Consider the following 26,959-nt stretch of genomic DNA (forward strand, 5'->3'; position numbering starts at 1 on the left):
TCCGTTGCTGGACAGCGAAGCTGGCCAACCGTTCTCGCATCGTGCCACCGAGCTGGTGACTAGTCCAGAGGCCGATGGGTAGTCCTGCCCACGCACCCGCAGCAGGTTGGGTCATTTGCCCGATGAGGACTCTGCCGCTGGTCCCTAACGTCGATGGCATGTCTGGTCTCGCCCTCCTCGCCGGTCTCGTCTCGACGGTCATCTTTGCCAGCAGCATGCTGCCGATGATCGTCAAGGCCGTCGTGACGCGGGATCTGGAGTCCTACAGCCTGGGTCACCTGGTGCTGGTCAACGGCGGCAACGCCGTGCACTCGTTCTATGTCTTCTCACTGCCGGCGGGCCCGATCTGGGTGCTGCACTGCTTCCACGTGGCGACATCCGTCGTGATGCTCGTCTGGTTCCTGCGGTTCGCCGGCCCGGTCCATCGGAGCTCATCATGTCCACCACATCCCCACCACCCGTCGTCGACACCGTCATCATCGGCGCCGGCCAGGCCGGTCTGGCCACGGCCTACCACCTCACCCGCCACGGTGGTGGCTGTCTGGTCCTGGACAGCAGCAGGAGGGTCGGCGACAACTGGCGACACCAGTACGACTCGCTGAGGTTGTTCACGGCCAACAGATACAACGGCCTTCCCGGGATGCCGTTCCCGGGCAGGGGGTGGGACTTCGCGACCAAGGACGAGACCGCGGACTACCTCGAGGCGTATGCCGCCAGGTTCCGCCTCCCGGTCGAGCTCGCCACCCGCGTCACGCACCTGGGGGCGCGCGAAAACGGCTTCACCGTGGACACCACCAGGGGGACGATCCGGTGCCGCGACGTCGTGGTCGCCAGCGGACCGTTCGGCCGGACCCCGTCGGTGCCTGCCCTCGCCGCGGACCTCGACGAGTCCATCCTGCAACTGCACTCCAGCGCCTACCGCCGCCCGGGGCAGCTGCGCGACGGTCCCACGCTGGTGGTCGGTGCCTCCCACTCCGGCCACGACATCGCCCTGGAGGTCTCGGCCACCCACCCGACCACTCTGGCGGGGCGGGACCGCGGCGAGATCCCGGTGTCCTGGGACAGCCCGATGCTGCACGTCGTGATGCCCGTCCTGCAGTTCGCCTTCCGGCACGTCTTCACCAGGAACACGCCGATGGGCCGGCGGCAACGGCCGCAGGTGCTCGCCCACGGCGCCCCGAACCTCCGGGTCAAGCGCGCCCACCTGGCGCAGGCTGGTGTCGTGCGCACCGAGGCACGGGTCACGGGTGTGCGAGACGGCCTACCGCTGCTCGAGGACGGCTCGACCATCGAGGCGAGCAACGTGGTCTGGGCGACCGGCTACCAGCACGACTACTCCTGGCTGGACCTGCCGGTGCTCGACGAGTCCGGCTGGCCACGGGAGTTCCGCGGCGTCGCCCGGGACGTGCCCGGACTGTTCTTCTGCGGGCTGGCCTACCAGCACTCGTTCGCCTCAATGACCCTGCCGGGCGTCGGTCGCGACGCCGCCTATGTCGCCCGCAAGATCCTGGAGCGCGGCGAGGTCGCACCCGCGGCAGTCATCACGACGGCAGCCGCCTGACCCCGAGCGCCACGAGCGCAGTCGGGAGTAGCCTCGCCAGAGGAGCACTGCGCCGATGAACCTCAACCAACCTCCTAACGAGGGCCCTGGGGCAACAGACCTCAACGCCCTCGGGATGGCGGCGCACCTGGCCGGGGACCATGACCAGGCCGTCCGCACCCTGCAGCAGGCCTATCAGCACCACCTCGATGACGGGTCCCCCGAGGGCGCGCTGCGGTCCGCCTTCCTCCTCGGGATGATCTTCGGCACCACCCACCAGCAGTCACTGCTGAACGGTTGGTTGGGTCGGGCCCAGCGGGTGCTCGCCGAGCTGCCCGCGAACGCACGGGACGGGAGCCCGGTCGGTCGCGGTTATGTCGCCGTCCTCGAGCTGCACCGCTCCCTGGGTGCCGGGGAGTTCGAGCGGGTCGGTGCCCTCGCGACGGAGGTCTCGGCCATCGGTGCCGCGCACCGGGAGGCCAACCTGCTCGCCCTCGGCCTCGTGTCGCAGGGCAGGTTCGCCATCTATGGCGGCGCGGTGCACGAAGGACTCACGCTCCTGGACGAGGCGATGGCCGGAGTCCTGGCGGGCGAGCCGGACGGGTTCACGTCCGGGCTGGTCTTCTGCACCGCCATCGAGGGCTGTCAGGAGATCGGCGCGGTCGACCGGATGTCGCAGTGGACCTCGGGGCTGCTGACCTGGTGCGAGGGGCAGCCCTGGGTCAGCGCGTTCGCCGGTCCCTGCGCGCTGCACCACGGGCAGGTGCTCACGCTGCGCGGGTCGTGGGTGGAGGCGGTCGCCGAGTTCACCGCCTCGACGCTGCGCTACGACCGGCAGGGGCAACCACTGGCGGCCGGCTTCGCTGAGCGCGAGCGGGGGGACCTGCTCCGGCTGCGAGGTGAGCTGGCTGGTGCCGAGGAGGCCTATCGCAACGCGGCCACCCACGGCTGCGACCCGCAGCCGGGACTGGCTCAGCTGTGGCTCGGGCAGGGCCGGTCCGAGGCCGCGGTCTCGGCAGTCCGCCGCTGCCTGGCCGAGACGGGGATCCCGGCCCGTCGGATCTCCCTGCTGCCGGCAGCCATCGAGGTCATGGCCAGCACCGGGGCACTGGACGAGGCACGGGCCCTGACGGAGGAGCTGGACGGCCTGGCGCGCCTGACGGACTGCGACCCGGTGCTGGCGGCGGCAGCCTTCGCGCACGCCACCCTCGAGCTCGCCCAGGGTGATGCGGCCGGCGCGCTGCCCTATGCGCGCAAGGCGGCTCAGCTGTGGAGCAGTGTCGGGAGCCCGTTCGAGGTGGCACGGTCGCGGGTCGCGATCGGGCGGGCGCTCACCGACCTCGGTGACCACGAGTCGGCGCGCCGGGAGCTGGAGACCACCCGGGCGGCCTTCGAGTCCCTCGGTGCCGAGCCGTCGGTCGTCGCCCTCGACGCCCTGCTCGTCAGCGCCGGCGGGGCGGGCCCGGCCGGCCTCACCGACCGTGAGCTGGAGGTCCTTCGCCTGCTCGCCGCCGGACACAGCAACCGGGTGATCGCCACCGACCTGGTCCTGGCAGAGAAGACGGTGGCGCGGCACCTGAGCAACATCTACACCAAGCTGGGCGTGGACTCTCGCACCGCCGCTGCGGCCTACGCTCACGCGCACGGCCTCGCCTGAGCCGTCTGGGACAGCGGAAGCCCCCTGGACACCATCCTCCTGCCGCGCGGTGGGGTTGAGCCGGGCGGCTGCACCGGCTCGCGCTGACGGAGGCGGCGACAGCCCTGTTCGGGGTCGCTGCGGACTGCTACGGTCGCAGGCGGGAGGACCTGCGTCATGCTCCGCGACCGCGACCGGCACCGCCGCCCCCTCCAGCGCGCCGCGCACAGCAGCCCTGGGACCGGGGTGGTTGACCCGCGCGGGCGGGCGGGTCGGACGCCATGACGCAGATCGTCTCGGTCCACTCCTTCCGCGGCGGCACGGGCAAGTCCAGCCTGACCGCCAACCTCGCGGTCCAGCTCGCGCAGCGCGGTCAGCGGGTCGGGGTGGTCGACACCGACCTGGCCTCCCCGGGCATCCACGTCCTGTTCGGGATGGACGGCGCCCGTGTCGACGGCTCCCTCAACGACTACCTCTTCGACCGGCGGACCATCGCTGAGGTGTCCCACCGCGTCGGCCCACCCGACCTGGCCGGCGAGATCCAGCTGGTCCCCGCCAGCGTGCGGGCCGGCGAGATCACCCGGGTGCTGCGCGACGGCTATGAGGCCCAGCGCCTGGTCCGGGGCCTGCGAGACCTGGTCACGGCCCACGACCTCGCGGTGCTGCTCATCGACACCCACCCCGGGCTGGGCGAGGAGACCCTGCTCAGCCTGGCGATCAGCGACACCGTGCTCACCGTGCTGCGCCCGGACCAGCAGGACTACGAGGGCACGGCGGTGCTCGGTGAGGTGGCCGCAGGGCTCGGCGTGCACCGGCAGGGCCTCGTGGTCAACAAGGTGCCCGCGACACTGGACACCCACGAGCTCCGGGCGCGGGTGCAGGACGCCTATGGCGCCGCCGCCGTCGGTGTGCTCGCCCATGACGACGACCTGATGCTGCTGGCCAGCGCTGACGTCTTCACCCTGCGCTTTCCCCGTCATCCGTTGACCACCGCGATCGGCGAGACGACCGACTGGGTGCTCGCCGGGGCGGCACCGTGACCGACACCGAGGACGCGCAGCCGAGCCTCACCGCGGCCGAGGTGCTCCGGGGGCTGACCGGGCAGCGCGTGAGCACCGCACTGCACGCCATCGAGAGCCGCGCCGGGCTGCTCGCCCTGACCCGACGGCACGTCGCGCTGCCCGCGATCTGCGAGAACATGGCGGCCACCGCCGAGCGCGACTACGTCACCGCCCTCACCACCGGAGCCGAGCTGCCCACCACTCCGCGCGCCCAGCACCTGGAGCGCTCCGCCCCCGCCTGGGCGCATCTGGTGCCCACCTCCCCCAGCACGCGCGCCGACCTGGCGCACGCCTTCGCCGCCAGGCACCCGGCGCGTCGGCAGGACGTGCCCCTCATCCGGGCGGCTCTCGGGGTGGCGGAGCCCGAGGTGAGCGAGGCACTGACCCGGCGGCACGGCATACGTCCGGACGACCTGTGGGCTGACCGGCTCCCCCTGCGCGAGCGGGTGCGCTGGTGGAGCACGCGGATGACGGACGCACTGGACCGCCTGTCGCCCTTCTGGGCCGCCTTCGCGCTGACCCTGACCCAGACGGTCGGGGCCGGTGTCCTGGCACTGCCGATCGCCCTGGCCGGCGTCGGCCCCTTCCTCGGGCTGCTGCTCATCGTCGTCATCGGTCTGGCCAACGTGCTCTCCGTCGCGGCGATCGCCGAGTCGGTGACACGCACCGGCACCGTGCGGTGGGCGGGTGCCTTCCTCGGCGGGGTGGTCCGCCAACACCTCGGGCGGCACGCCGCGCACCTGACGCAGGGGGCCATCGCGGTCTTCGGCGCGGTCGTGATGATCGTCTACTACCTCGGTCTGGCCGGCACGCTGGAGGAGGTCTTCGGCGTCCCCGAGTCGGTGTGGATCGCGCTGCTCTTCCTCGTCACGGTCGGCTTCGTGTGGCGCGGCCGGTTCAGTGCGACGATCGCCTCCGCCCTGCTGGTCGGGGCCGTGAACCTGCTGATCATCGGCCTGTTGACCGTGCTGGCGCTCGCCTCTTTCGACGCGAGCCGGTGGGCGCGGGCCGACACGTCCCCGACGGGCGGCGGCTTCGACCCCACGGTGCTCGGGCTGGTCTTCGGGGTGCTGCTGGCGTCCTACTTCGGCCACACCACGGTGGCCGCCGGCGCCCGGACCATGCTGGAGCGCGACCCCGGAGGCCGGTCGATCATCCGCGGGGCCGCCGCGGCCATGCTGGTCGTGATCCTGGTGTATGCCGGGTGGACCCTGGTCGTGCTCGGCGCCGTGGACGCGGACCGGCTCGAGGCCGAGTCCGGCACGGCGCTGGTGCCGCTGGCCGAGACCGCCGGCCCGCTGGTGCTTGTGCTCGGGACGGTCTTTGTCATCGGCGCGATGGGGATGGCGGCGGTGCACTCCTCGATCGGTCTGCACAGCCTGACGGTCGAGCTGCTCGAGGGACTAGGGCGGCGCGGCGGCCCGGAGCCGCTGTGGCGGCGTCTGCTCGCCGTAGCGCCACTGGCTGCGGTGTTCGTGCTGGTCGAGGTGCTCGTGCTGACCGGTCGGGCGTCGTTCACCACCGTTCTGAGCCTGCTCGGCGCCCTGACGATCCCGCTGCTGACCGGTGTCATCCCGGTGCTGCTCATCGCCGCCACCCAGCGCCGCGGGGACTATGTGCCCGCCTCGACGCTGGGGTGGGTGGCCAGCCCGCCGGTGCTGGTCGCCGTCTATCTGCTGTTCGTCGCGGCCGTGGCCGCGCACGGCCTGGTCATCTGGACCGGTGCGTTCGAGCGCGGGCTGGCGTTCCTCGTGGTCGCGCTCGTGGTCGTCGTCACGGTCGCCGTGTTCCGCTCCGGCGCGTTCCGTCCGCTGACCACCCTGGAGGTCCGCAGGGACCACGACCTCGGCCTCGACGCACTGCAGGTCACCTCGCACGGCCGACCGGTGTCGACCGACCTGCGCACTGCCGGTCCGGCCGGTGGGGACAGCGCACTGGCGGGGGCAGCCCGGCTCCCCGAGCGGACCGCTGTGGCCGAGCTGCCCGCCCTGGAGGTCGACACGGAGCAGCTGTCGGTGTGGGCCCACGAGGTCGACGCGTGGGGCAGCTCCACCCCGCTGCAGGTCGCGGTGAGCGTGGACGGACAGCCGGTGCCCCTGGCCGCGGACGGGACGGGCAGCGTCGACCTGCCGGCCGACGGGGACCCCACCATCACGATCGACCTCGGTGGCACCCGATGACAGCGCAGGTCCTGGTCGTCGACGAGGGCGAGGCTGACCGACAGGCCCTGTGCGCGGCCGTCGCCGCGCTCGGGCACACCGTGCACGCGGTCGCCAGCGGTCAGCAGGCCCTCGCCCACCTGGCCAGGGCCTCCGGTGTCGACGTGGTGCTGCTGGACCTGGTGATGGCCGGACCGACCAGCTGCACCGACGTGCTCATGGCGATCAAGTCGGACCCACGCCTGCAGCACCTGCCGGTCATCGTCGTCTCCACGGCCGAGCACGACGACGAGATCGCCCGGTCGATCGAGCTGGGCGCCAGCGACCACCTTGGCAAGCCGGTGCGGGCACCGCTGCTCGCGGCACGCATCGATGCGGGTCTGGCCCAGAAGCGGCTGCGCGACACCGAGCTCGACCACCTGCGCCAGGTCGACGGGGTGATCGACGCTGCCGAGTCGATCCAGGCGGGTGACTATGACGTCAGCTCCCTGGAGCCGATCGCCCAGCGTGCCGACCGGCTGGGCACCCTCGCCAGAGTCGTCGTCCAGATGGCCGGCGAGGTCCAGGCGCGGGAGAGCGAGCTGCGGCGGCAGGTGACCGACCTGCGCATCGAGATCGACCGCTCGCAGCTGCACCGCCGCGTCAGCGAGGTGACCGACAGCGAGCACTACCGGCGTCTCGCCGAGCAGGCGGGTGAGCTGCGTTCACTCATCCGTGGCAGCGGCGAGGCGTCCGCAGACGGGGGCTCACGCCCGGGTTCGGCGCCCGACTGAGTCGGTGCCAGGATGAGCGCCATGCAGATCCGCAACGAGCACTTCGGCGAGGTCGTGCGCGCCTCCTTCGCCCGGCAGCTCTTCATGGAGCACCTGGGCGCCGAGCTGACCTCGGTGGAACCGGGCGCCGTGCAGATCGAGGTGCCGAACCGGTCGGCCCTGACCCAGCAGCACGGCTTCTTCCACGCCGGCGTGACGACGTCGATCGCGGACAGCGCCTGTGGCTATGCGGCGCTGACGCTGATGCCCGCGGGCTCGGAGGTGCTGTCTGTGGAGTTCAAGATCAACCTGATGGCGCCCGGACGCGGCGAGCGCCTCGTCGCCCGCTCGACGGTGGTGCGCTCCGGCCGCACCATCACGGTCTGCCAGGGGGATGTGTATGCCGTGGCACCCGACGGCGCGGAGTCGCACTGCGCCACGATGGTCGCCACGATGATGCGCGTCGAGGCACCCAGCCCGGACTGAGCCGGGGGTCAACGCCGGTCAGCTCAGAGCGTCACCTCGCCACTGATCAGCACCTGGGCCGCGCCGCCGACCCACACCTGCCCGTCCTCGGCGCGCAGGTCGACGTGGCCGGCGCGACCGAGCGCGGTGCCCTGCCGGACCGTGAAGACCTCCGGCGCGAGCCCCGCACCGATCAGCCAGACACCGAAGCCCGCGTTGAGACTGCCGGTCACCGGGTCCTCGTTGACACCCAGGCCGGGGACGAACGCCCGCACCTCATAGTCAGCCGGTCCTCCTGGCGCATGCGCACCGATCACCCCCACATCCAGATCTCCGAGAGCCGCGAAGTCCGGCCGCAGGTCGAGCACCTCCTCGGCGGAGTCGAGCACCACTCCGACCCAGCCGGGACCGTTGTCGATCCACTGCGTGTGCCGGACCTGGTCGGGGCTGATCCTCAGCGCGGTGACGAGCTGGTCGAACACGTCCCGCTCCACCTCACCCGAGCGCAGGAAGCCTGGCGCGGCAAAGGCCAACTGCTCCTCGTCATACCGGACCCGGATCAGGCCCGCACCGCACTCCTGGGCCACCTCGCCCTCGGTCGCGGGCTGCCCACCTGCGGCGAGCCAGGCCCGCGCGCTCCCGAGCGTGGGGTGACCGGCAAACGGGAGCTCCTCGCTGACGGTGAAGATCCGCACCCGGTAGTCGGCTCCTGGCTGTGTCGGCGGCAGCAGGAAGGTGGTCTCCGACAGGTTGGTCCAGTTCGCGAACCGGGCGAGCTCGTCGTCGGACAGACCCTCGGCGTCGTGGACCACGGCCAGCGGGTTGCCGCGGCAGGGCTCGTGGGCAAAGACGTCCACCTGTGAGAAGCGCATGCGGTCAGTCTGCCCGGCGACGTGGCGTCCGGCGATCCGCGCGGGTGAGAGAGTGGGGGCAATGAACGTGCTGGGTGAGGTGGATGACGATGGCTGAGCAGGACCGGACGAGCGGGGGCGCGGGCGGTGAGGGCTTGGCGACCGGCGAGGCGGAGCAGCTGGTCTATGCGCTGGAGACACGCTTTGCGGCCCCTCTCGAGGCCGCAGCCGCGGCGGTGCGCGAGGCGGAGCGGGAGCTCACCGAGGCGCAGGAGCAGCTGGCGCAGGCGCAGCAGACCGCGACCGACGAGCGCTACACCTCCGACCCGCTGGTCTTCATGAGGGCCTCGGTCAGCGAGGAGGTGGAGGCGCTCGAGCGCAAGACGAACCCCAAGAAGCTGCGCACCTCCTATCGGTTCCTGCTCGACCGTGCGGTGGAGCTGGCCGCCGGCGAGGTGCAGGGGCTGCACGACGACCTGGCGGCCGCACGGCGGGAGCGCGAGAGCGGGCTCGAGGCGAGCGTGGCTGCCGAGCAGCGGGCCGTCGCGGGGCTCGAGGCGGCACAGGTGATGCACGAGCGGGTGCTGGCGGCGGAGCGCTCCGCCCGGCAGGGGCTCAGTCTGCTGGTCGACAAGCTCACGGTGGGCTGAGACCGCCAGGTCTCTTGACAGATAGGTAACTGACTGGTTACCTATCTGCATGAACATTTTCGCGGCGATCGCGGACCCGGTGCGCCGCAGCCTCCTGGAGCAGCTGGCGCGCGAGGGGCCCACCCGCGTGGTCGACCTGACGAGAGGTCGGGGCATCTCCCGGCCGGCCGTCAGCCGCCACCTGCGGGTCCTCGGTGACGCCGGGCTGGTGCGGGCGATCGACCATGGCCGGGAGCGGCACTTCGAGCTGGTCACTGACGCACTGGCCGAGGTCAGCAACTGGACGGCCACCCTGACCGCCAAGTCAGCATCGGCACCCCAGCCTCCCGTCGCCGGGCACCACCTTGATGCCCTCGGGCTTGAGGTGCGCCGCACGGTCCGTGAGCGGGGCACCCAACCCGGCACCCGGCATACCGCAGCATCCAGCACCGCGACAGGAGAGATCGCATGATCACCGGACGACCCGAGCAGCGCGACGGCCAGGACCACCTCGTCCTCGACCGCACCTTTGCGGCCCCCATCGAGGACGTGTGGGCGGCACTCACCGAGTCGGAGCGCCTGGGGCGGTGGTTCTGCACCTGGACCGGCGACCCGGAGACGGGCCGGGTGGAGGTCACCTGGGCCTTCGAGGACGACGCGCCGGTGGAGACCTATGTCATCGAGGAGTGCGCGGCCCCGCACCACCTGCGGGTGCGCAACCTGCACGACGACGCCGGTCAGGTGTGGATCCTCGACGCCCGGCTCCGCGAGGAGGGCGACCGGACCGTGCTGACCTTCGCGCAGGCGCTCACGGGAGACCACCCCGTCTCCGACGTCGGCCCTGGCTGGGAGTTCTATCTCGACCGGCTCGTCGACAGTGTGCGCACCGGGCAGGTCAGCTCGCTGGAGTGGAGTGGCTACGAGGCGATGAGTGCCGAGTATGCCGCGGCGTTCGGCGGAGCTGCGAAGGCCTAGCCCGACCGCGCTCACCGACGCTGCGGTCGTTGCCTAGCCGCCCTGGGAACCGGGCCGAGCCCTTCACCGGACCGGTCGATCCTTGCGCCACGGTCGGTAGGCACCAGTAGGGTCCCTGGCATGGATATGTTGACCGGCACACAGATCACCGAGGCCAGGCTGGCCGACTGGCGCAAGCTGGCACAGGGGCTCCATTCCCGCTATCTGGTCGACGACTTCGGTGCCGCCGCACGGTTCGTGACCGCGGTCGGTGAGGCTGGCGACGAGCTCGGACACCACCCGCGCGTGTCGATCGGCCAGGGCCATGTCGACCTCAAACTGGTCAGTGACGATGCCGTCTATCGCGAAGATGAGACCACCGAGCACGTCGTCGAGTGGGTGACGCAGCAGGACCTCGACCTCGCACGGGCGATCACGCAGGTCGCCGCCGAGCACCAGCTCGCCGCCGACCCGACCTCGGTCGGTGTCGTCGAGCTCGGCCTGGACACGGCGCGGTCCGCGACGATCGCTCCCGTGTGGGCCGCCCTGCTGACCGGCAACGCTGACGCGCAGGGCCACGGGTCGCCGAGCGACGAGATCCGGGATGCCACGGGACGGGTGCCCAACCTCTGGTTCGGTGATGCCGCTGAGGACGGGGCGCAGGGGCAGCGCTTCCACCTTGAGGTCTATGTGGCGCACGATGTGGCCGAGCAGCGGATCGCCGCTGCCGTGGCCGCTGGTGGCACCGTCGTCGACGACAGCGAGGCACCCTTCCTCACGGTGATCGCCGACCAGGACGGCAACAAGGGCGTCGTGTGCGTCGCCGAGTCCCCTGCGACCGACGCCTGAACAGGGCTGGCTCGTGGCGGTTGACAGCCGGCGAGGGCGGGTTGCAGGCCTCCGACGTGCCCGGCTGATCAGCCAGGAGTCGAGTTTTCCCAGGTGTTCCAGAACGTGATGTCCTCGATCGGTCCGCGAGCGGCGGGTCTGAAATCGGTGCCCTTGGTGTAGGCGACCGGCAGCATCGCGGCCTGGGTGAACCCGTCCGGGATGCCTAGCAGCTCAGCCGTTTCGGCCGCGTGCGCGAGGTGGAACGTCGTCCACACCGATCCGAGCCCGCGAGACCGCAACGCGAGCGAGAAGCTCCAGATGGCCGGGTGGATCGACCCGAAGAATCCGGCGGCCTGCTCGACGTTCGCCGGCTTTCCGGCGATGCACGGGATGACGAGTGCGGGCACTTTCTCGATCACGTCAACCAGGTAGCGCGCTGAGCTGCGCACCCGACCGGTCTGCGCGTCTGCCTCTTCGGCTCCCTTGGCGGCCATGTACTTCTCACCGACCGACTTGTAGAACTCGCCGAGCTTCGCGCGCTTGGCTTCGTCGGTGACCACCATCCAGCGCCACCCCTGGGAGTTGCTCCCTGTCGGGGCCTGGACGGCCAGTCGCAGACACTCCAGGATGATCTCGGGCTCGACCGGGCGGTCGAGATCGAGCCGTTTGCGCACCGCGCGGGTCGTGCTCAGCAACCAGTCGGCCGCCTGCTTCTGTTCATCAGCAATCGTCATGCGCCGAACCTAGCCCGTCGGTGGCATCAGGTGATGAGCGGCCAGGTGCCGCCGGTGCGCTCCTCAAACGTGCTGCGCAGTGCGGCGCCATAGCTCGTCCATGGTTCCCTAGATCTGCGGTCCTGCGTCGAGGCGCTCGCGCAGTATCGCTACCCCGGGACCGTCCAGGCGATCGAGGTATGCCGTGCGTCCGGACATCGTCATCACGAGCGCGAGCGTGGGTCCGGTCACGACCGCTCCGGCGCCGGACTCGAAGTCACCGTCGGTGGCTCGCAGCGCCAGCCCACGGACCGTGGACCTGCTCGGGACTGCGAAGTCCCGGGAGGAGAAGAACTCGGCGACGGCCGTCAGGGCGAGCAGGTCGGGCTCGTGGTCGATGCCTAGCGGCACCCGGATGTCCTGGCCGTGGACCAGCACCTCGCCCAGGAAGGCGGCGATGTCACCGGTCGGCGCGATCGTGCTGCCGACGACCTCCTCGAAGCGGGCGAGGGTCTTAGCCGGGGAGGCTCCGAGGTGCTCGCGCAGCCGCCGGTCGTTGTGGACCGCGGGACGGAAGCCGGCGGCGACGATGCTGCGGATCCACCGCACACGCCCGACACTGGCGGCGGCGGTGAGGTGGGCGACGACGTGCTCGACGTCCCACTGGGGGCAGAGCGAGGTCGTGCGCCACTGATCGTCGCTGAGGACACTCAGGTCCGCCACCAGGTCGGCTCGAGCGCCGTGAGTCATGGTCCACAGCGTGTCGGTGGTCGGTGAGGTCATCAGGCGTCCTCGGTCGAGGGATGGGTTGGCGGTCCGGCCTGGCGCAGCTGGTCCGCGCCGGGCCCGGTCAGCCGGGCCGGGTCGACCGCGCGGCCGGAGATCGCCAGGAGCAGGTCCACGGTCGTGCCGTGCACCTCAAGGCCCGCGCCGTGGGCGGTGCCGGCGTCCGGATCGACCAGCCGCAGTCCGCGAGCCCGCTCGCGACCACCGCCGAACCCGACCGGGGTGCGGAGCTGGTAGGCCAGGGCACGCACGGCGGCTGCGTGCGGGTAGGACCGCTCGATCCCGAGTGGCCGGCGGATGTCCTCGCCATGCACGATCGACTCGACCAGCCTGGTGTCGAGGTTCGCCGGCGGTGTCCTGGTCAGATCCGCGACCTGACGCAGTCTGGTCACCGTCTCTGTCGGGTCAGCTGCCTTCACCCGGGCGATGCCGCGCTCGTTGGCCCGGTCGAAGTCCAGCCGCGCAGCGATCAGGTCCCGCACGAAGGAGAGCCGTCCGGTCCGCGCCGTGTCGACCAGGTGCGCCAGGACGTCGTGGATGGTCCAGCCGGGGCACAGCGACGAACTGGCCCACTGCTCGGGGCTCAGCCCCTCGAGGTCGTCAGCCAACCGCCTGCGGTCCGCGTGCACGACGGACCAGACCTGCTCGGCTGACGCTCGCATGTGGTTCCCCTCCGTGACACCAACGTGATCCTGGACCATCACGACCTAACCTAGAGGCTCCTTGAGAGCGATAGCCCGATCCCCACGAGCACGCTGAGGATGAGGAAGGCGACAAACAGCAGGTATGCCGTGGCGACCAGACGCTGCTCCTGCCGGAAGGTGCGCACCGAGGCGGCCCACGACGCCAGCGCCCCCACGAGCAGCACGCTGCCGGCCACGACGAGCCAGACCTGGTCGAGGACGGTGCCGGTGAGGACGGCCAGGCTGCCGACATTCCAGGCCGAAAGCTCGAGCAGGAGCCGTGGCCGAGGTGCGGTCTCGACGGCAGGCAGCCAGGCGCGTCCCGCACCAAAGACCGCCTGCGCGACCCCGACCACGAGGACCAGATAGGCCGCGGCCCAGGAGCCGTGCTGCAGATCCAGGGGCCCGGTGACCGCGGCCACCAGTCCACCGGCGATCACACCGAGGAGCGCGATGACCACAAAGGGACGCGCCACCCGCCAGCGCGCGCGGGAGATCACCAGGTCGCCGGAGCCGTTCACCCCTCCACTGTGCCAGGGCCCGTGGGACGGTCTGCCGCCGGTGAGAGCTGAGGGCGTCGCCCCGCCCATGGGCGGGCCGCCTCCAGCTGGGACGCGAGCCGGAGCAGCAGTCCCTCCGAGCCGAGCCGCCCGACGAACTGCGAGCCGATCGGCAGGTCGTCGGGCGTCCAGTGCAGGGGCACCGACATGGCCGGGCGACCGGTCATGTTGGCGAGCTGGGTGTAGGGGACCCAGCTGTGGTTGGCGCCGATGATCTGGTCGATGAGGGACGTAAACCGCAGCAGCCCAGTGCCTTTAACCTTGATGAGCCTGGCCTGCAGCACCTGCTGTCGCGGTGGCAGGTCGAAGGCACCGATGCGGGGCGGCGGGGTCGCGGTGGTCGGGGTCAGCAGCAGGTCGTGGGTCTCGTGGAAGGCCACGAGACGCCGGATGTGCACCTGCCTGTTCTCGAGCGCCTGGATCAGCTCCATCGGTTTGGTCGCTCGACCGAGGGCGGCCATGGTGAGGGTGTCAGGCTCGAACTGCGAGTCGTCCGCGCCGCTCGCCTGTTTGGCGAGATCGAGCTGATACGCGGCATACGCAAACCAGATCGTGAGGAACTCCCGGGCCAGCGCGGCGTCGTCGAACGGTGGCTGCTCGAGCTCGACCACCTCGTGGCCCAGCTCGGAGAGCAGCTCTGCCGTGCTGCGCACGGCGGCGATCGCCTCAAGGTGCGGGTCGGCGTTGATCGAGCTTGCGGTGGTGAGGGCGATCCGGAGCCGGCCGGGGTCTTGCCCGACCTCGTCGGAGTATGCCGTGCTCGGTGCGGCGATCGGGTAGGGCGACTCAGGGGCCGGCCCGACCAGCACGTCCAGCATCCCCGCCGTGTCACGGACCGACCTGGAGATGACGCCGTTGGTCGCGATGCCATCCAGCGACTCCGACTGCGCCGGACCCGACGGGACCAGACCGCGCGAGGTCTTGAGGCCGAAGAGCCCGCACGCGGAGGCGGGGATGCGGATGGACCCGCCGCCGTCGCTCGCCGCTGCGCACGGCACGATGCCCGCCGCCACAGCCGCGGCCGACCCACCGGACGAGCCACCGGGGGTGTGATCGGTGTTCCAGGGGTTGCGGGCGGGACCGTAGACCGCTGGCTCGGTCACGCCCTTGGCCCCGAACTCCGGGGTGTTCGTGCGGCCGAAGATCACCAGACCTGAGTCAAGCCACCGTTGCACCGCCGTCCCGGTCTCGGAGCGGGGCAACCCGACCAGTGAGCGGCTGCCGTCGCTGCACGCCTGACCCGCGACATACTGCCCGAGGTCCTTGAGGAGGAACGGGACCCCGGAGAACGGCCCCTCTGCACCCTCGGCGACGACCGGCGGGTCGAGGTCCATGACGACGGCGTTGAGCTGGGGGTTGACCTCGTCCCGGCGGCGTCGCGCCTCGGTGAGAAGCTCATCGGGCGTGACCTCGCCCTGACGGACTAGAGCGGCCAGAGAGACCGCGTCGTGCTCCTGGTAGTCCTGCACGTCGCCTCCGCGGGATGGTGAGTTCTTGCGATGAAAGCCTAGTGTCCACGCCGGTCGCCCACGGCCAGGATGAGGACCACGAGGATGGGCGCGGGCTGGGGCCAGCTGCACGAGTGCAGTCGGCTGCGCAGGAAAAGGGTCGCTTCTCGTGCTGCCATCGCGCAGGATGCCCGCATGGACTTCCCAGACTTCGTGCGCGCCGGCAATCAGGCCGTGGACCCGGCGCTGTACGACATCGAGAACGGCGCCATCGATCGACCTGGTGTGCTGTGGAGCGAGCTCGTGAGGCTGGCCCCCTGGCCGGGTCGCGTTCTGCTCGATCTGGGCTGCGGCTCAGGCTTCTGGCTGCCGCGGTATCAGGAGGCGGCCGAGGTGACTGGGGTCGAGCCCGACTCCTCGCTGCTGGATCTGGCCCGAGACAGGCCCGGCCACGCGCAGGTCCTCCACGGCTCCGCCGAGCACATCCCGCTGCCTGACGAGTCGGTCGACGTGGTGCACGCCCGCTTCGCCTACTTCTTCCCCCACACCGACTTCGATCCCACACCGGGTCTGGTCGAGGTCAGCCGCGTGCTCAAGCCCGGCGGCAAGCTCGTCGTGATCGACAACGACACCGAGGAGGGTGAGTTCGCCGACCTGCTCAAGGCCAGCCCCTGGGCAGCCACCCAGGGCCAAGACACCTACGCACGCGACTGGTGGACGAGCAAAGGGGCGGACACGACCCCGGTGATGAGCTCGTGGGAGTTCGACTCCCGCGCCGACCTCGAAGCCGTCCTCCACCTGGAGTTCCCCCGCGACGTGGCCGACAACTGGCTCCGGGCGCATCCTGACCGGGTGTGCCTCAGCTACGGCTACCTGCTTCACACCTGGAGTCGAGACTGAGGCATCCACACACGGGGCGCGGCAGGTCATGAATCAGCCAGGGACTGCATGCCCGCTACCTGGTCGACGACGTCGGCACCGGTGCACGGGTCGTCGCTGCGGTGGGCGAGGCAGGCGACACGCTTGGCCACCATCCGCAGGTGTCGATCGGTCATGGGTACGTCGACCTCAAGCTGATCAGCGACGATGCCATCTACCGCGAGGACAAGGTCACCGAACACGTCGTCGAATGGGTGACCCAACTGGACGTCAACGACAGCAACGCACCCTCTCTCACCGTCATCGCCGACCAGGACGGCAACAAGGGAGTCCTATGCGTCGCCGAGTCCCCCGCGGCGGACGACTGAACCGCCATTTTGCGTGACTTGCGGTGCGTGGACCCAACTCGCCAAGGAGCGACATGCACACCGAGCCGTCATACGTGATCGCGCCCCTCAGCACCGACACGTGGCCCGCCTTCGCGGCCATCGCGTGGGCCGAGTACGGCCCCCCGGTCGAGCTGCCCAACATCCACCACCGCAAGCAGTACGACGCCACCAAGACCGTGGACCCCGACTACCGGATCACCCGCGTCTTCGTGGACAAGCGCCACCGGCGACAGGGCGTGACGGAGCTAGCGATCAGCGGTGACGACCGGCCCAAAGGCCTGAAGAACTGCGTCATGGTGAAGACGGTCGAGCCCGCCTGAGGCTCAGGCGTGCAGCGAGGGTCGATAGGTGAGCTCTTGGGTGTTGCCGTCGAGCGTCCGGCTCTCGATCAGCTCGAGGTCAAAGTCGGCCGAACCCTGGAAGATCAGGTCCGTGCCGGTCTGACCGGTGATGACGGGGAAGATCGTGACCTGGACGCGGTCGACCAGGCCGGCGGCCATCAGTGCCCGGTTCATCAACAGGCTGCCGTGCGAGCGCAAGGGCACCTCGGACTCCTCCTTCAGCCGGGCGACGACATCAACAGCGTCGCCACGCACGATGGTCGCGTCCGGCCAGTCGAGAGCGTCCTCGAGCGTGGACGACACCACCGTGGTCGGCATGGCTCTCATTCGGGTGTTCACCGGGTCCAGGTTCGTCACCTCCCCGGTGCTGGGGCCGATCATCTGCACGAACTGCCGGAAGGTGGTCGCTCCGAGGACCATACGCTGCTCCCCCGCATACAGAGCCAGGCGACGGTCGAGGAACTCAGGACCCTGTTTGCCCCAGTAGGCGCCCCAGTCGCCGCCGGGGCCGTAGGAGCCATAACCGTCGAGGGTGGAATAGACGTCGAAGGTGTATGTAGCGGTCACGAGGCTCTCCTCCAACGCGGTTGATCGGGCATGTAGAGGCAGACTCGGGACCGCGGCGAATCTCATCGTCGTGAGGGGTGGTCGCCGGGCCAGCGCCCGGCCCGGGCGTCTACCGCCACCTGGTCCATCGCGGACCTCGCCCACTGCGCGGTGGCCCGGAACGACCCGATCCCGTACTGAGCAGTGAGCCCGAGCGGACCTCCGGACGCGGCCCCGGTCGCCTCCTGGAGCCGCAGGACCTCCTGACTGAGACGCTCGGCCTGGGCCGTCGCCGCCGCCTCGGTGTGCCGGAGCACCTCGATCGCGTCCTCATGGTCCAGTGCCGGCAGCAGGAACAGCCGCAAGGCGTGCTCGTTCCTCACCCCACCCCTGGACTCCGGAGGCGTGGTGAGCCAGCCGCGCAACTCGGCCAGACCTTCGGCCGTGCACCGGTAGGCCGTGCGCCCCCGAGCGCCGCGAGCGGCGACCTCGATCAGCCCCTCCTCCTCGAGTCCGCGCAGCTCTGGGTAGATCTGACTGTGCTTGGCGTCCCACGCGTAGGCGCCGATGACTTCGGCGAACCTCCGCGCGAGGTCGTAGCCGCTGCTAGGACCGTCCAGCAGAAGTCCGAGGATCGCGAACCGAAGTGCCATGAAACCTACTGTATATACCGATCTCGACATGTCAATATCGATATGTCATGATTTATCGGTGACAGGGGAACACAACGACGCGCCAGCCGGGAGAAACCAGCCCACATCCTGGCTCGCTGCCTTCGTCGCAGAGCTGGTCCTGGACGTCGGCCTCGGGCTGGGGACCTACTGGATCGCAAGGGCGGCCGGCTGGGAAATGGTGCACGCCCTTGTCCTCGGCGGTGCGGTGGCCGGGCTTCGCGCCGGCTGGACGGCGCTGCGTTCCCGGACCGTCGACACCTTCCTAGTCATGGTCGTCCTCTCCTTCCTGCTCACCGTGACGTTGTCCTGGTGGTCCGGGGACGCCCGGGTGTTCCTGCTCAAGAGCGCTGCCACTGCGGGCCTGTTCGCCGTGGTGGCCGGCGCAAGCCTGTTCTGGGGCAGGCCGCTGCTGTTCTTCATCGTCCGGAGGTTCGTGGCACCTGGCCAGGCCGGCCGAGCCGAGTGGGACCTGCTTTGGGAGGAGAGCAGCCCGTTCCGTTGGTTGCACCGCCGGATCACCGCGGTCTGGGCCGTGACCTATCTGGTCGCCACAGCCGGGCAGATCGTCACCATCTTGCTCGTCGCGGTGGAGGTGTCGGTCCCCGTCCTGCGCACGGCCTCCCCTGCCCTGACCGTGTTCCTGGTCGCTTGGACAGCCTGGTACACAGCACGCGCCGAGCGGAGCCTGGACCGCCCCCTGCTGGACTCTGAAATCACCGCCCCCAAAACCAACTGAACGCCGAGCAACCTCAGGACGTGGCACGCTGCGCGCGATCCACGAAGTACTCGTCCGCTTCGGGCACCTGGTCTTCAAGACGCGTATCCCCGAGCGTTGCGCCTGGCAAGAGCGGGCGGGGGCCGCCGACATCGGGGCGCGGGCGGCTACGTTGGGTCAGCTCTGCAGGGACTCACCACTGGGGACTCTCGCTTGACGAGGTCACACGCCGTGAGCTGTGGGTGTGGCCCCCACCGGATACCTCGAGTGGCGACCCCCCGACCATACGAAGCGCCGCTGTCGCCGCTGCCACTGCTCAGCGCGGTCGAGGCGGCGCCCGCATGACCGCGGCGAGCACGGGGTCGCACTGACCCTCGAGCACGCGCCCGACCTGGTGCTGACCGACCTACAGATGCTGAGCATGGGCGGCCTGGACACGATCCAGACCGCCATCGGTGTCGACTCTCAGGCGCATCCCACTGTCCCTCAAGGTTGCGGTGGGCCTCCCAGTACTCGTCACAGACTGGAGCCGCTCCTCGACCCATGCCCCATTCTTGCGCACAGCGGCATGTCAGTGCTTCGGACGAAGGACGCTGTACATGTACATGTCCTTGCGTTCGTCCCCGATCTTCTGCCAGGACCGCAACAGTCCCTCACGCTGATAAGCGCAGCTCTCGGCCGCACGCCACGATCCCTCGTTCCACGGCTCGACGTAGAGCTGAACTCGGTCGATCCCATCAAGGGAAAGCGCCCACGACGTCAGCGCCTGAAGTGCGGTCGCAACGTACCCGCGCCTGCGGAAGTCTGGCGCCACCCAATAGCCCGTGCTCGCCCGACCCTCATCAACGTCACGCAGCCACAGCCCGATCGAACCGACCGCCCGGTCTGTCGCCAGGTCCGCGATGGCGAACGAGTAGCCAGCTCCCGTGGTCAGTCGGTCGTGCTGTCTCGCGATGTACGCCAGGGCGTCGTCCCGGGTTCCGCTGCTTGGCACGGTCGTGATGAGCGGGATCAAGGGGTCGTCAGCGACCGACTGCACGAGGGCGACGTCACGGTCTTCGAACGCACGAAGGACCACGGCGCCCTGACTGAGGCGGGGCATGTCGCTGGGGAGCATCGCGTCAGTACATCAGACGGAAAAGGAGAGGCACCGAAGCGATCTCGGGCTGCGCAGCCGCGCAGAATGGCACACGAAGCGTGTCGAGATGCAGTGAAGACTGCACTCCCGGCGCCGAGCCCGCCTGAGATAGCGTTCCCAGCATGACGTTGACTCATGTGAGACGTGGACGTGGCAGCCCACTGTTGCTCGTGCATGGTCTGGGCGCAGGGTGGCGATCTTGGACCCCGATCATCGACGAATTGGCGGAGCACCGTGAGGTGATCGCTGTCGACCTACCGGGGTTCGGGCAAACGCCACCTTTGACCGGCGAGGTCTCGATCGCCACCCTGACCGACTCCGTCGCGGACTTCATCCGCGAACAGGGGCTGGACGGAGTCGCCACGGTCGGCCAGTCGATGGGCGGCCGAATGGTGCTCGAGCTCGCGCGACGGGGAGTCGGCGGCGACACCGTGGCTTTGGACCCCGGCGGCTTTTGGAACGACCGCGAGCTCTTCGTCTTCGGCGCCACGCTGCGGCCGTCGATCGCACTGGTCCGAGCCCTGCGCAACAGGTTGCCAGCATTGCTCGGCACCTCTGCGGGCAGGACCTTGCTGTTGGCACAGTTCTCGGCGCGGCCCTGGGCGCTCTCGCGCGAGACAGTGTTGCCGGATGTGCGCGGGCTGGCCGAAGCCCCGTCGACTGGCGCTGCCCTAGACGCTCTGACCAAAGGGCCCAAGCAACGGGGGGCCCCGGCAGGATCAGTGCCCGGCCGAGTCACGATCGGTTGGGGGCGTCGTGACTTGGTGACCGTGCCGAGACAGGCGGCACGTGCGACGGAACTATTCCCCGACGCGGTGCTGCACTGGTTCGAGCGATGCGGCCATTTTCCACAATGGGACGCGCCGCACGAAGCGACCCAACTGATCCTGGACAGCACCGATTGAGGCCGTTGCTGCCAGCCGACGAAAGCACTTGTCGCTGTCGGCGGAACGGCTTCCGGGACGTGAGAGTCAGAGTCAGCGCAGCAACTCGATGTAGCACTCAGGTCCATGCGTCCTGGCGAGGCCAGCGTCGGTGGTCAGCAGTGCAGTGGCACCGGTCATTTCGGTCAGGGCGACGTAGGTGGCGTCATAGCCGCTGAGCCTGTGCCTCAGTGCCCAGATCCTGGCTCGCAGCCAGTCAGCGGGAAACCTGGTCAGGGTCAACTGGGTGAAGCCTTCGAGCGCCAGGACGCCTTGTTCTTCGCTAAGGACTCCACGGCGGACCAGGCCCCGCAGCACGTGGGTGACTTCGCTGTCTATGAGGTGTGGGGCCGCCAGCTCCTCTTCACCGAGCGTGTCAGGGTCGAGGTCACCGGCGAGCAGTTCTACCACGACGCCGGCGTCGACGATTCTCAATCGCCGCGCCCTTCGTGCAGCACTGCCAAGATCGTGTCGCGGTCTGGACGTCCCTGGACCTTCGCCTGGGTTCGGCGAACGACCGCGGCATTCTCTCGCACGACTTGCGGGCGTTTGGCGAGGTGGTCCAGTTCTCTCAGCATGTACTTCGTCAGCGACAGTCCCTGCGCCTCCGCGGCCTTGACGAGGCTGTCGTGGACGTCGTCGGGAACATCGCGGATGTGCATGACCTTGGGCATGGAGCAATCCTAGCGTGAGTGGGTGCACGTTGCACCCACTGTTACTAGCCAGGGTGCCGCCTCGAGGCTTTCGATCCTGTAGTGCCGCGTGTGGTCAGATCACGCGCACATCTATCAGGTCCTCAAGTCCGCCGAAATCATCCGGGTTGCGGGTGTACAGAGCAGCGTCATGCGCATGGGCGGTAGCCGCGATCAACAGGTCCATCGTGCGTCGACGCGGTTTCCGTCCGGCTTCTACGACCGCGGCCGCGAGGCCTGAGTTTGTTCATCCCCAAGAAGCCCTGGAGCGGGCGAGGCGCTGACCAGCGACGACGCGGTGCCTGGGGCCGGTTCTCACACACTAACCCGGCCCACTTCAGTCGCATCGCTGGCGTGTGACGACGCCGCTGGTAGCCGAATGTCAGTCCTCGACGACCTGTCAACGGTCGCGGCCCTCGCCTTCTGCGGCGCTACCGTCGCTCGTGGCCAGAGATCGACGCCGTTCGTCCTCGCTTGGTCCGCGGAAGTCAAGGAGACGCGCCGGTGCCGGAAGAGAGCGGAGGCGCCTACCTACCCAGAACGTCCCGAGATGCTCGATCCGGGCCGCAAACTCACACACTAAGCAAATGAACAAACTCAGGCGCGATCAACAGGTCCATCGTGCGTCGACGCGGTTTCCGTCCGGCTTCTACGACCGCGGCCGCGAGGCGGCCGTAACTGGCCGCCACTACCTCGTCGAGGGGGAGAGCATCGAATCGGCGTTGAAGAATACTGAGGCGCCGAAGGCGTTCGGCGCGTACCTCAGCGGACCTGGCAACCAGGACCCCGAAGTGCAGCTCGGCCAGCGTGACAGCGCTGATGGCCAGGACGCCGGGTATTGGCGTGACGTCCTCGGCAATCACCACGCTCGTGTCGAGCAGGCCCCGCTCGTCCGCTGCCGTCTGCTCAGTCACTGCTCTGCCCAGGGGTCGCGAACGGTGTCCTCGACCAGGTCTCGATCAGCCTTCCAGTCCGCATCGGCAGGGCCGGCGAACAGGTCCGTGACGTCATCCCAGCGGTGCCAACGGTTCTGCCCAGCTGGCACGAGTCGGGCGCTGGGCCGACCGGAGACGGTGATGATGATCTCCTCGCCTCGCTCCACGCGTCGCAGAAGTCCGGAAGCGTCCTGTCTCAGCTCACGAAGTCCAACCGTTTCCATGACCCCATGGTAGCGCTTGTGCTACACGCTCGCTCACTTTGCCTGTCGCGCGCCACTCGGGGGCGGTGCAGTCACGTGGTGCCGCGCACGGCGAGGCACTCGGGTGAGCAATCAGTTCGCCTCGACGATCTCGAGCACGCAGTCAATCCCCTTCGGGACGGCGGCACAGTCGTGGTGGGGCTGGCCCACGGGTGCTCCGACGGGGACCGCCTGTTCATGTCGGCAACCCCTACGACGCTGACTAGCGTCGTCACCCTTGCCCGCAACGGCCGGGCAAGGGATAGGTCTCCCGCCGCCGCCCGGCGCATCAGTGTGGCTCGCGGCACCGCTGGGAGGAAGGCTGACTCGCGCGCGGGTTGCGACCCCGCCGCCTCCATTCATAACATGCAAGCCTAAGAACTCGCTTGAGTCATAACACACGATTTATGAAACATACGAAGCGCGTTTGCGAAATCTTCGCTGCATCTCGACAACAATCAGCTAGAAGCTGTTGGCCATGTTCGTGAACCGTGAATAATGTCCCTGGAACGCAACGACAATCGTGTCAGTGGGACCGTTCCGGTGCTTGGCCACGATCACGTCGGCCTCACCTTCGCGAGGCGACTCTCTTTCATACATCGATTCGCGATGAAGCAGGATGACAAGGTCGGCATCCTGCTCGATCGAGTTGTGCACCGCGATGCCATTCGCGACGAAGTTGTGTGTCCCGAGGACGGTGGCATCGAAGACCTCCTCGACCCCGTCCAGCTCGACGGTCCTCACGGCGTCCCAGAAGATGTCGTTGGTGGCTTCCATTTCGAGCTCAGCGCTGTCCAGCACTGCCGCGACTCGAGCGAGTCGCTCGCGCGACGGGGCCGACTTGTAGAGCGTCGTGCCGCAATACTGCGTCCCGAGTGCGGCCTGGACCTCGCGGGCGGTCATGCCCTGCTCCGCCAGCTCTGCGCGGACGGTGTCCCACACCTGGGCTGGCACCGTGTCGACATTGGTGTTGCCCTGACGGTCACGGATGATCTCCAGCAGCGCGGCAGCCGAGGTCGACTGTCCTCCGTGCACCCCAATCTCCTGGAGAAAGCGGCGCTGGCTGTCGGCGCCGGAGATGTCGATGCTGTAGCCGTCCCGGTAGCCGTCCTTGTGGACGGTGCGGGTCCGGGTTGAGATGCCGAAGCGCAACAGCAGCGTCGACAGGTCGTCCACCAGTCGCCGGCTTGTGGAGTGGTAGTAGATGCGCCCACCTCGCTGCCCCTTGGTGACCGTCACCGAGCCGTCGGTGGACCAGATGTGGTTGAGGAACAGCGCAATCTGGCGCTTGGGCGCGTGGAAGATCCCCGCTGGGACGAACTTCTCATGGCTACGGAGACCAAACAGGCCCATCCCGTCCAGCCACTCCGCGATGGGGTTGCGGCGACCCCGCGCGAGCCGGTAGGGGGCACGCAGGCGGAGTGTGGTGCAACCTGCCGCGGGATATTCATCGCGCACCGCCATGACACCAAAGTGCATCGCCGCTCGCGTCACGGCCCGCAGGTTTTCCTCATCAATGGACGCATAGCGCAGGGGTTGCCGCTTGACCATCGAGCCGTCGCCCAACATGTGCGCCAGGAGCACCACCTCATCGTCGACCCACGGATCGTGCTGCTCCGGCGCCGGCACGTGCCGCGGGACGGCGAGGCGGTCTCCCGTCCGCAGGTCGCCGAGCGCCCGCCAGCCGTCATAGGTCAGGAACCGATGGTTCTCCGTCGCGCGGATCGTCTTGCCCGAGGAAAGCGTCATGCGAAACACCGGCTTCTGTCCCGTCGAGAAGACGTGCGTGACATGACGACGCACATAGCGCAACGAGTCGTCGAGCGCCCACACGGGGATGTCACACTCCCCCGACTCGTGCAGTTCGCCGAGGGTGACCTGCGCGCCGGTGTCGGCTCGGAGCACCCGCGTGTCGGCGGTGAGGCAGCCCGACTCACGAAGGTCCGACATCTGCGGTTTCTTGTCCGTGCGCTGCTCCGGACCACGGTTGAGCTGAGACAGTGCGATCACGGGGACCTCAAGCTCCTTGGCGAGCAGCTTGAGCGCACGGGAGAACTCGGCGACCTCCTGCTGGCGCGACTCCACGCGCTTGCCCGAGCTCATCAGCTGCAGATAGTCGACGATCACCAGCTTGAGGTTGTGACGCTGCTTGAGCCTGCGGCACTTGGCACGGATCTCCATCAGCGACATGTTGGGGCTGTCGTCGATAAACAGCGGAGCGCCGTGGATGCGTCCCTGAGTCTCGGCGATGCGCGACCAGTCCTGGTCACGCATCGTGCCCTTGCGCATGTGCTGCAGCGGGATCTCGGACTCGGCGGAGAGCAGCCGCATGGTGATCTCCGTGCGGCTCATCTCCAGGCTAAAGACAACCGTCGCCAGATCACTCTTGATCGCGGCAGCACGGGCGATGTCCAGAGCCAGGGTGGAGTTGTGCGTCGGGATCATTGATCGGCCCGCGAGGTAGAGGTGATCGTGGTTGTCCACCTGCACACAACGAACGGGCACGCTGGGCACCGGCCTGACTGCCGTGACGAAGACTGAGTCCCGTCTCTGGAAGGTCCGCACCCGTCGTTCCTTGTGGACCAGTTTCTTTCGCTCGAGGCGGAAGACATCCTCATCCGCAGAGAACGTCAGCGTGTGCGCCACCGACGACTCCGGCGTGTGGCCACGGACTTTCTTCTGGGACCAGCCGCAGCGGTAGCCCAGCCCGAGGATGAGTTCATGCACGTCAGCGGCCAGACGCTCCGAGGTCGAGGTGAACTGCGCGCACCCGCCCCCCGTCACCGTGCCGTCGGTGTCGAGGAGGCCCGCCAGCAGTGCTCGGCGCTGGCCTTCGCTGGCACGGAGGTACTCGGGTGGGATGTGCTTGTTGCCCAGGACGCCGATCGTGCGCAGCAGCGCCTTGACTGACCCGTGGCTTGCATTGCAGGCACGGCAACGACGCGTCCCAGCCGACGGTCTCCCGCAGTCTGGACAGCTGGCCACGGACGGCTCGCCGAGCCCGCGGGAGCGTCCGCCGCAACTGCGCCCGCACGTCTTGACCTGTGATGTCTGGGGCACGAAGACGGCGCCACACACCACGCAGCAGCGCTCGGCAATCGGGGACTTGGGGAGGAGCAATGAGTAACTCATCCCCCCAAGAGGTTTGACCTCGATCCCGGAGGCTTCCAAGTGCATCACCAGCTCCGGATCGGCCGACGTGAGCCGGGCACCGGCTGTCTCCCCGTCACCGAGCCAGGCACCAAGCACATAGGGCGACACAGGGAGGTCAGCCTCGGCAAGATCGAGCGGCTTGGTCAGGGTGATGCTGTGGTTGAGGCGCGCGTCAGCGGTCTTGCAGCGCAGGGTGTCTGCAATCTCCCTCGTGGTGCGCACGCTCGTGGGCGCATCCCTCAGACCTCTGCGCTCCAGCCGGGTGCTGGTCTGCCAAAGGTGCTCGGCGTCAGCGACGATGACCGAACCGTCCGAGAACTCCACCTCGAAGCAGGGGCGCTCCGCCATGACGTCCGTCGCCGCCACCACAGTCGTTGGGCGACCGTCGGCACCGAGCAACTGGTCGCCCACGGCCACCTGGCCCATGGTCGTCCACCCGTCAGGCGTCACCAGAGGAGTGTCGAGCGCGAGAGCCTTGCCGACGGCTGGCCTAGCAGCGATGATCACCATCTGCCCGGGGTGCAAGCCGTTGGTCAGCTCGTCCAGGTCGGTGAAGCCGGTGGGCACCCCCAACATCTCGCCGGACGTGCCGGCAGCGTGCTCGATCTCGTCCATCGTGGGCTCGAGGAGGCTCGCCAGCGGGTGGTAGTCCTCCCCACCACGCTTGTCGGCCACGCCATAGACCTCGGCCTGGGCCATGTTGACGATGTCGTCGACATCGCCGCCGCCCTGGGCATAGCCCATCTGGACGATGCGGGTGCCGGCCTCGACGAGGCGGCGCAGCACTGCCCGCTCCGAGACGATCTGTGCGTAGTAACCGGCGTTGGCAGCCGTCGGCACCTGGTTGATCAGCTGGTAGAGATAGGTCGTGCCGCCGATGCGGGCCAGGTCCCCGCGCTTGCTCAGCTCGTCAGAGACGGTGACCGCATCGACCGGCTCACCGCGGGCATAGAGGTCGAGGACCGCCTCATAGATCGACTCGTGGGCCGGGCGATAGAAGTCGTGGGCCTTCAGCGTCTCGACGCAGTCGGCGATCGCGTCCTTGGACAGCAGCATGCTGCCGAGCGCGCTCTGCTCGGCCGCGACGTCCTGCGGTGGCAGCCGGTCCTCCGGCGGACCATCGGGCGCCTCGGAGTAGCTTGCCTCGAGCTCACTGAGCGACATGTGCCTCCCTCATCCGGATGCCGCTAGACAACCACTGACCACTGACACCCCCGAGCGGCAACCGCGACGAGCAGGTGATCGCCTCACGTTACGGCTCCGG

General features: G+C 69.0%; 30 protein-coding genes. 15 read left to right on the forward strand and 15 right to left on the reverse strand.

Annotation, left to right across the window (positions count from 1 at the left end):
• The first annotated feature begins 436 nt into the window (after positions 1 to 436).
• From NF557_RS17050 to NF557_RS17080, 6 genes are all read left to right on the forward strand, one after another.
• Positions 437 to 1,561: a flavin-containing monooxygenase gene (locus tag NF557_RS17050; protein ID WP_252620966.1), complete on the forward strand. Its 1,125-nt coding sequence runs from the start codon at positions 437 to 439 to the stop codon at positions 1,559 to 1,561.
• A gap of 115 nt (positions 1,562 to 1,676) precedes the next feature.
• Entirely contained in the window at positions 1,677 to 3,197 is a 1,521-nt protein-coding gene (locus tag NF557_RS17660) for a LuxR family transcriptional regulator (protein WP_280923974.1), read from the forward strand.
• Between the two features lie 260 nt (positions 3,198 to 3,457).
• Complete coding sequence (locus NF557_RS17065) at positions 3,458 to 4,216, forward strand: MinD/ParA family ATP-binding protein (protein WP_252620967.1); 759 nt, start codon at positions 3,458 to 3,460, stop codon at positions 4,214 to 4,216.
• A complete protein-coding gene (locus NF557_RS17070; RefSeq protein ID WP_252620968.1) occupies positions 4,213 to 6,417 on the forward strand; it encodes an aromatic amino acid transport family protein in 2,205 nt (734 codons plus the stop codon). Before NF557_RS17065 ends, NF557_RS17070 begins: the two co-directional genes overlap by 4 nt.
• Positions 6,414 to 7,169 carry a response regulator gene (locus NF557_RS17075; RefSeq protein WP_252620969.1) on the forward strand — a complete coding sequence of 252 codons (756 nt, stop codon included), beginning with the start codon at positions 6,414 to 6,416 and terminating at the stop codon, positions 7,167 to 7,169. Before NF557_RS17070 ends, NF557_RS17075 begins: the two co-directional genes overlap by 4 nt.
• Positions 7,170 to 7,190: 21 nt before the next feature.
• Positions 7,191 to 7,634, forward strand: coding sequence for a PaaI family thioesterase (locus NF557_RS17080; protein ID WP_252620970.1), 444 nt, complete (start codon positions 7,191 to 7,193; stop codon positions 7,632 to 7,634).
• A gap of 23 nt (positions 7,635 to 7,657) precedes the next feature.
• On the opposite strand, the gene NF557_RS17085 is transcribed toward NF557_RS17080, so the two are convergent.
• Positions 7,658 to 8,485, reverse strand: a complete 828-nt coding sequence (locus NF557_RS17085; RefSeq protein WP_252620971.1) for a PhzF family phenazine biosynthesis protein — start codon at positions 8,483 to 8,485, stop codon at positions 7,658 to 7,660.
• Between the two features lie 89 nt (positions 8,486 to 8,574).
• Here NF557_RS17085 and NF557_RS17090 point away from each other — a divergent pair, with 89 nt between their 5' ends.
• From NF557_RS17090 to NF557_RS17105, 4 genes are all read left to right on the forward strand, one after another.
• Positions 8,575 to 9,114: a hypothetical protein gene (locus NF557_RS17090; RefSeq protein WP_252620972.1), complete on the forward strand. Its 540-nt coding sequence runs from the start codon at positions 8,575 to 8,577 to the stop codon at positions 9,112 to 9,114.
• 49 nt (positions 9,115 to 9,163) lie between these two features.
• A complete protein-coding gene (locus NF557_RS17095; protein ID WP_252620973.1) occupies positions 9,164 to 9,565 on the forward strand; it encodes an ArsR/SmtB family transcription factor in 402 nt (133 codons plus the stop codon).
• Entirely contained in the window at positions 9,562 to 10,068 is a 507-nt protein-coding gene (locus tag NF557_RS17100; protein WP_252620974.1) for an SRPBCC domain-containing protein, read from the forward strand. Before NF557_RS17095 ends, NF557_RS17100 begins: the two co-directional genes overlap by 4 nt.
• A gap of 120 nt (positions 10,069 to 10,188) precedes the next feature.
• A complete protein-coding gene (locus NF557_RS17105) occupies positions 10,189 to 10,896 on the forward strand; it encodes a 4a-hydroxytetrahydrobiopterin dehydratase (RefSeq protein WP_252620975.1) in 708 nt (235 codons plus the stop codon).
• A 68-nt stretch (positions 10,897 to 10,964) separates the two neighbouring features.
• Here NF557_RS17105 and NF557_RS17110 read toward each other — a convergent pair whose 3' ends face one another.
• From NF557_RS17110 to NF557_RS17130, 5 genes are all read right to left on the reverse strand, one after another.
• Positions 10,965 to 11,612, reverse strand: coding sequence for a nitroreductase family protein (locus tag NF557_RS17110; protein WP_252620976.1), 648 nt, complete (start codon positions 11,610 to 11,612; stop codon positions 10,965 to 10,967).
• Positions 11,613 to 11,720: 108 nt separating this feature from the next.
• Positions 11,721 to 12,374 (reverse strand): maleylpyruvate isomerase family mycothiol-dependent enzyme, encoded by a 654-nt coding sequence (locus NF557_RS17115; protein WP_252620977.1) that lies wholly within the window; start codon positions 12,372 to 12,374, stop codon positions 11,721 to 11,723.
• Entirely contained in the window at positions 12,374 to 13,039 is a 666-nt protein-coding gene (locus NF557_RS17120) for a maleylpyruvate isomerase family mycothiol-dependent enzyme (RefSeq protein ID WP_252620978.1), read from the reverse strand. The genes NF557_RS17115 and NF557_RS17120 overlap by 1 nt, the downstream gene beginning before the upstream one ends.
• 50 nt (positions 13,040 to 13,089) lie before the next feature.
• Positions 13,090 to 13,581, reverse strand: coding sequence for a hypothetical protein (locus NF557_RS17125; RefSeq protein WP_252620979.1), 492 nt, complete (start codon positions 13,579 to 13,581; stop codon positions 13,090 to 13,092).
• The gene (locus NF557_RS17130; RefSeq protein ID WP_252620980.1) at positions 13,578 to 15,089 is read right to left on the reverse strand and encodes an amidase; all 1,512 of its coding nucleotides are present in this window, start codon (positions 15,087 to 15,089) and stop codon (positions 13,578 to 13,580) included. The genes NF557_RS17125 and NF557_RS17130 overlap by 4 nt, the downstream gene beginning before the upstream one ends.
• A gap of 174 nt (positions 15,090 to 15,263) precedes the next feature.
• On the opposite strand from NF557_RS17130, the gene NF557_RS17135 reads away from it, so the two are divergent.
• The gene (locus NF557_RS17135) at positions 15,264 to 15,968 is read left to right on the forward strand and encodes a class I SAM-dependent methyltransferase (protein ID WP_252620981.1); all 705 of its coding nucleotides are present in this window, start codon (positions 15,264 to 15,266) and stop codon (positions 15,966 to 15,968) included.
• A 26-nt stretch (positions 15,969 to 15,994) separates the two neighbouring features.
• On the opposite strand, the gene NF557_RS17665 is transcribed toward NF557_RS17135, so the two are convergent.
• Positions 15,995 to 16,123, reverse strand: coding sequence for a hypothetical protein (locus tag NF557_RS17665; RefSeq protein ID WP_256855725.1), 129 nt, complete (start codon positions 16,121 to 16,123; stop codon positions 15,995 to 15,997).
• Between NF557_RS17665 and NF557_RS17140 the strand changes: the two genes are divergently transcribed.
• On the forward strand, positions 16,109 to 16,315 hold the full coding sequence (locus NF557_RS17140) for a hypothetical protein (protein ID WP_342454492.1): 207 nt from the start codon (positions 16,109 to 16,111) through the stop codon (positions 16,313 to 16,315). The genes NF557_RS17665 and NF557_RS17140 overlap by 15 nt on opposite strands.
• A gap of 53 nt (positions 16,316 to 16,368) precedes the next feature.
• Positions 16,369 to 16,656 carry a hypothetical protein gene (locus NF557_RS17145; protein WP_252620983.1) on the forward strand — a complete coding sequence of 96 codons (288 nt, stop codon included), beginning with the start codon at positions 16,369 to 16,371 and terminating at the stop codon, positions 16,654 to 16,656.
• 3 nt (positions 16,657 to 16,659) lie between these two features.
• Here the strand turns inward: NF557_RS17145 and NF557_RS17150 are convergent, their stop codons facing one another.
• Both NF557_RS17150 and NF557_RS17155 read right to left on the reverse strand, forming a co-directional pair.
• A complete protein-coding gene (locus NF557_RS17150) occupies positions 16,660 to 17,244 on the reverse strand; it encodes a dihydrofolate reductase family protein (RefSeq protein ID WP_252620984.1) in 585 nt (194 codons plus the stop codon).
• 62 nt (positions 17,245 to 17,306) lie between these two features.
• Entirely contained in the window at positions 17,307 to 17,876 is a 570-nt protein-coding gene (locus NF557_RS17155; RefSeq protein ID WP_252620985.1) for a PadR family transcriptional regulator, read from the reverse strand.
• Between the two features lie 58 nt (positions 17,877 to 17,934).
• On the opposite strand from NF557_RS17155, the gene NF557_RS17160 reads away from it, so the two are divergent.
• Positions 17,935 to 18,633, forward strand: coding sequence for a VC0807 family protein (locus NF557_RS17160; protein WP_252620986.1), 699 nt, complete (start codon positions 17,935 to 17,937; stop codon positions 18,631 to 18,633).
• Between the two features lie 550 nt (positions 18,634 to 19,183).
• Here the strand turns inward: NF557_RS17160 and NF557_RS17165 are convergent.
• Complete coding sequence (locus NF557_RS17165) at positions 19,184 to 19,729, reverse strand: GNAT family N-acetyltransferase (RefSeq protein ID WP_252620987.1); 546 nt, start codon at positions 19,727 to 19,729, stop codon at positions 19,184 to 19,186.
• 143 nt (positions 19,730 to 19,872) lie between these two features.
• Between NF557_RS17165 and NF557_RS17170 the strand changes: the two genes are divergently transcribed.
• Entirely contained in the window at positions 19,873 to 20,655 is a 783-nt protein-coding gene (locus tag NF557_RS17170; RefSeq protein ID WP_252620988.1) for an alpha/beta fold hydrolase, read from the forward strand.
• 72 nt (positions 20,656 to 20,727) lie between these two features.
• Here NF557_RS17170 and NF557_RS17175 read toward each other — a convergent pair whose 3' ends face one another.
• The 5 genes from NF557_RS17175 to NF557_RS17195 all read right to left on the reverse strand — a co-directional run bounded on the left by NF557_RS17175 (position 20,728) and on the right by NF557_RS17195 (position 26,859).
• Complete coding sequence (locus tag NF557_RS17175; RefSeq protein WP_252620989.1) at positions 20,728 to 21,108, reverse strand: type II toxin-antitoxin system VapC family toxin; 381 nt, start codon at positions 21,106 to 21,108, stop codon at positions 20,728 to 20,730.
• Positions 21,105 to 21,347 (reverse strand): hypothetical protein, encoded by a 243-nt coding sequence (locus tag NF557_RS17180; RefSeq protein ID WP_252620990.1) that lies wholly within the window; start codon positions 21,345 to 21,347, stop codon positions 21,105 to 21,107. Before NF557_RS17180 ends, NF557_RS17175 begins: the two co-directional genes overlap by 4 nt.
• Positions 21,348 to 21,937: 590 nt before the next feature.
• Positions 21,938 to 22,279, reverse strand: a complete 342-nt coding sequence (locus tag NF557_RS17185; RefSeq protein WP_252620991.1) for a PIN domain-containing protein — start codon at positions 22,277 to 22,279, stop codon at positions 21,938 to 21,940.
• On the reverse strand, positions 22,276 to 22,524 hold the full coding sequence (locus tag NF557_RS17190; protein ID WP_252620992.1) for a type II toxin-antitoxin system Phd/YefM family antitoxin: 249 nt from the start codon (positions 22,522 to 22,524) through the stop codon (positions 22,276 to 22,278). Before NF557_RS17190 ends, NF557_RS17185 begins: the two co-directional genes overlap by 4 nt.
• Before the next feature lie 480 nt (positions 22,525 to 23,004).
• On the reverse strand, positions 23,005 to 26,859 hold the full coding sequence (locus NF557_RS17195) for a replicative DNA helicase (protein ID WP_252620993.1): 3,855 nt from the start codon (positions 26,857 to 26,859) through the stop codon (positions 23,005 to 23,007).
• Positions 26,860 to 26,959: the final 100 nt, after the last annotated feature.

The sequence above is a fragment of the Ornithinimicrobium cryptoxanthini genome (assembly GCF_023923205.1).
Lineage (GTDB): Bacteria > Actinomycetota > Actinomycetes > Actinomycetales > Dermatophilaceae > Ornithinicoccus > Ornithinicoccus cryptoxanthini.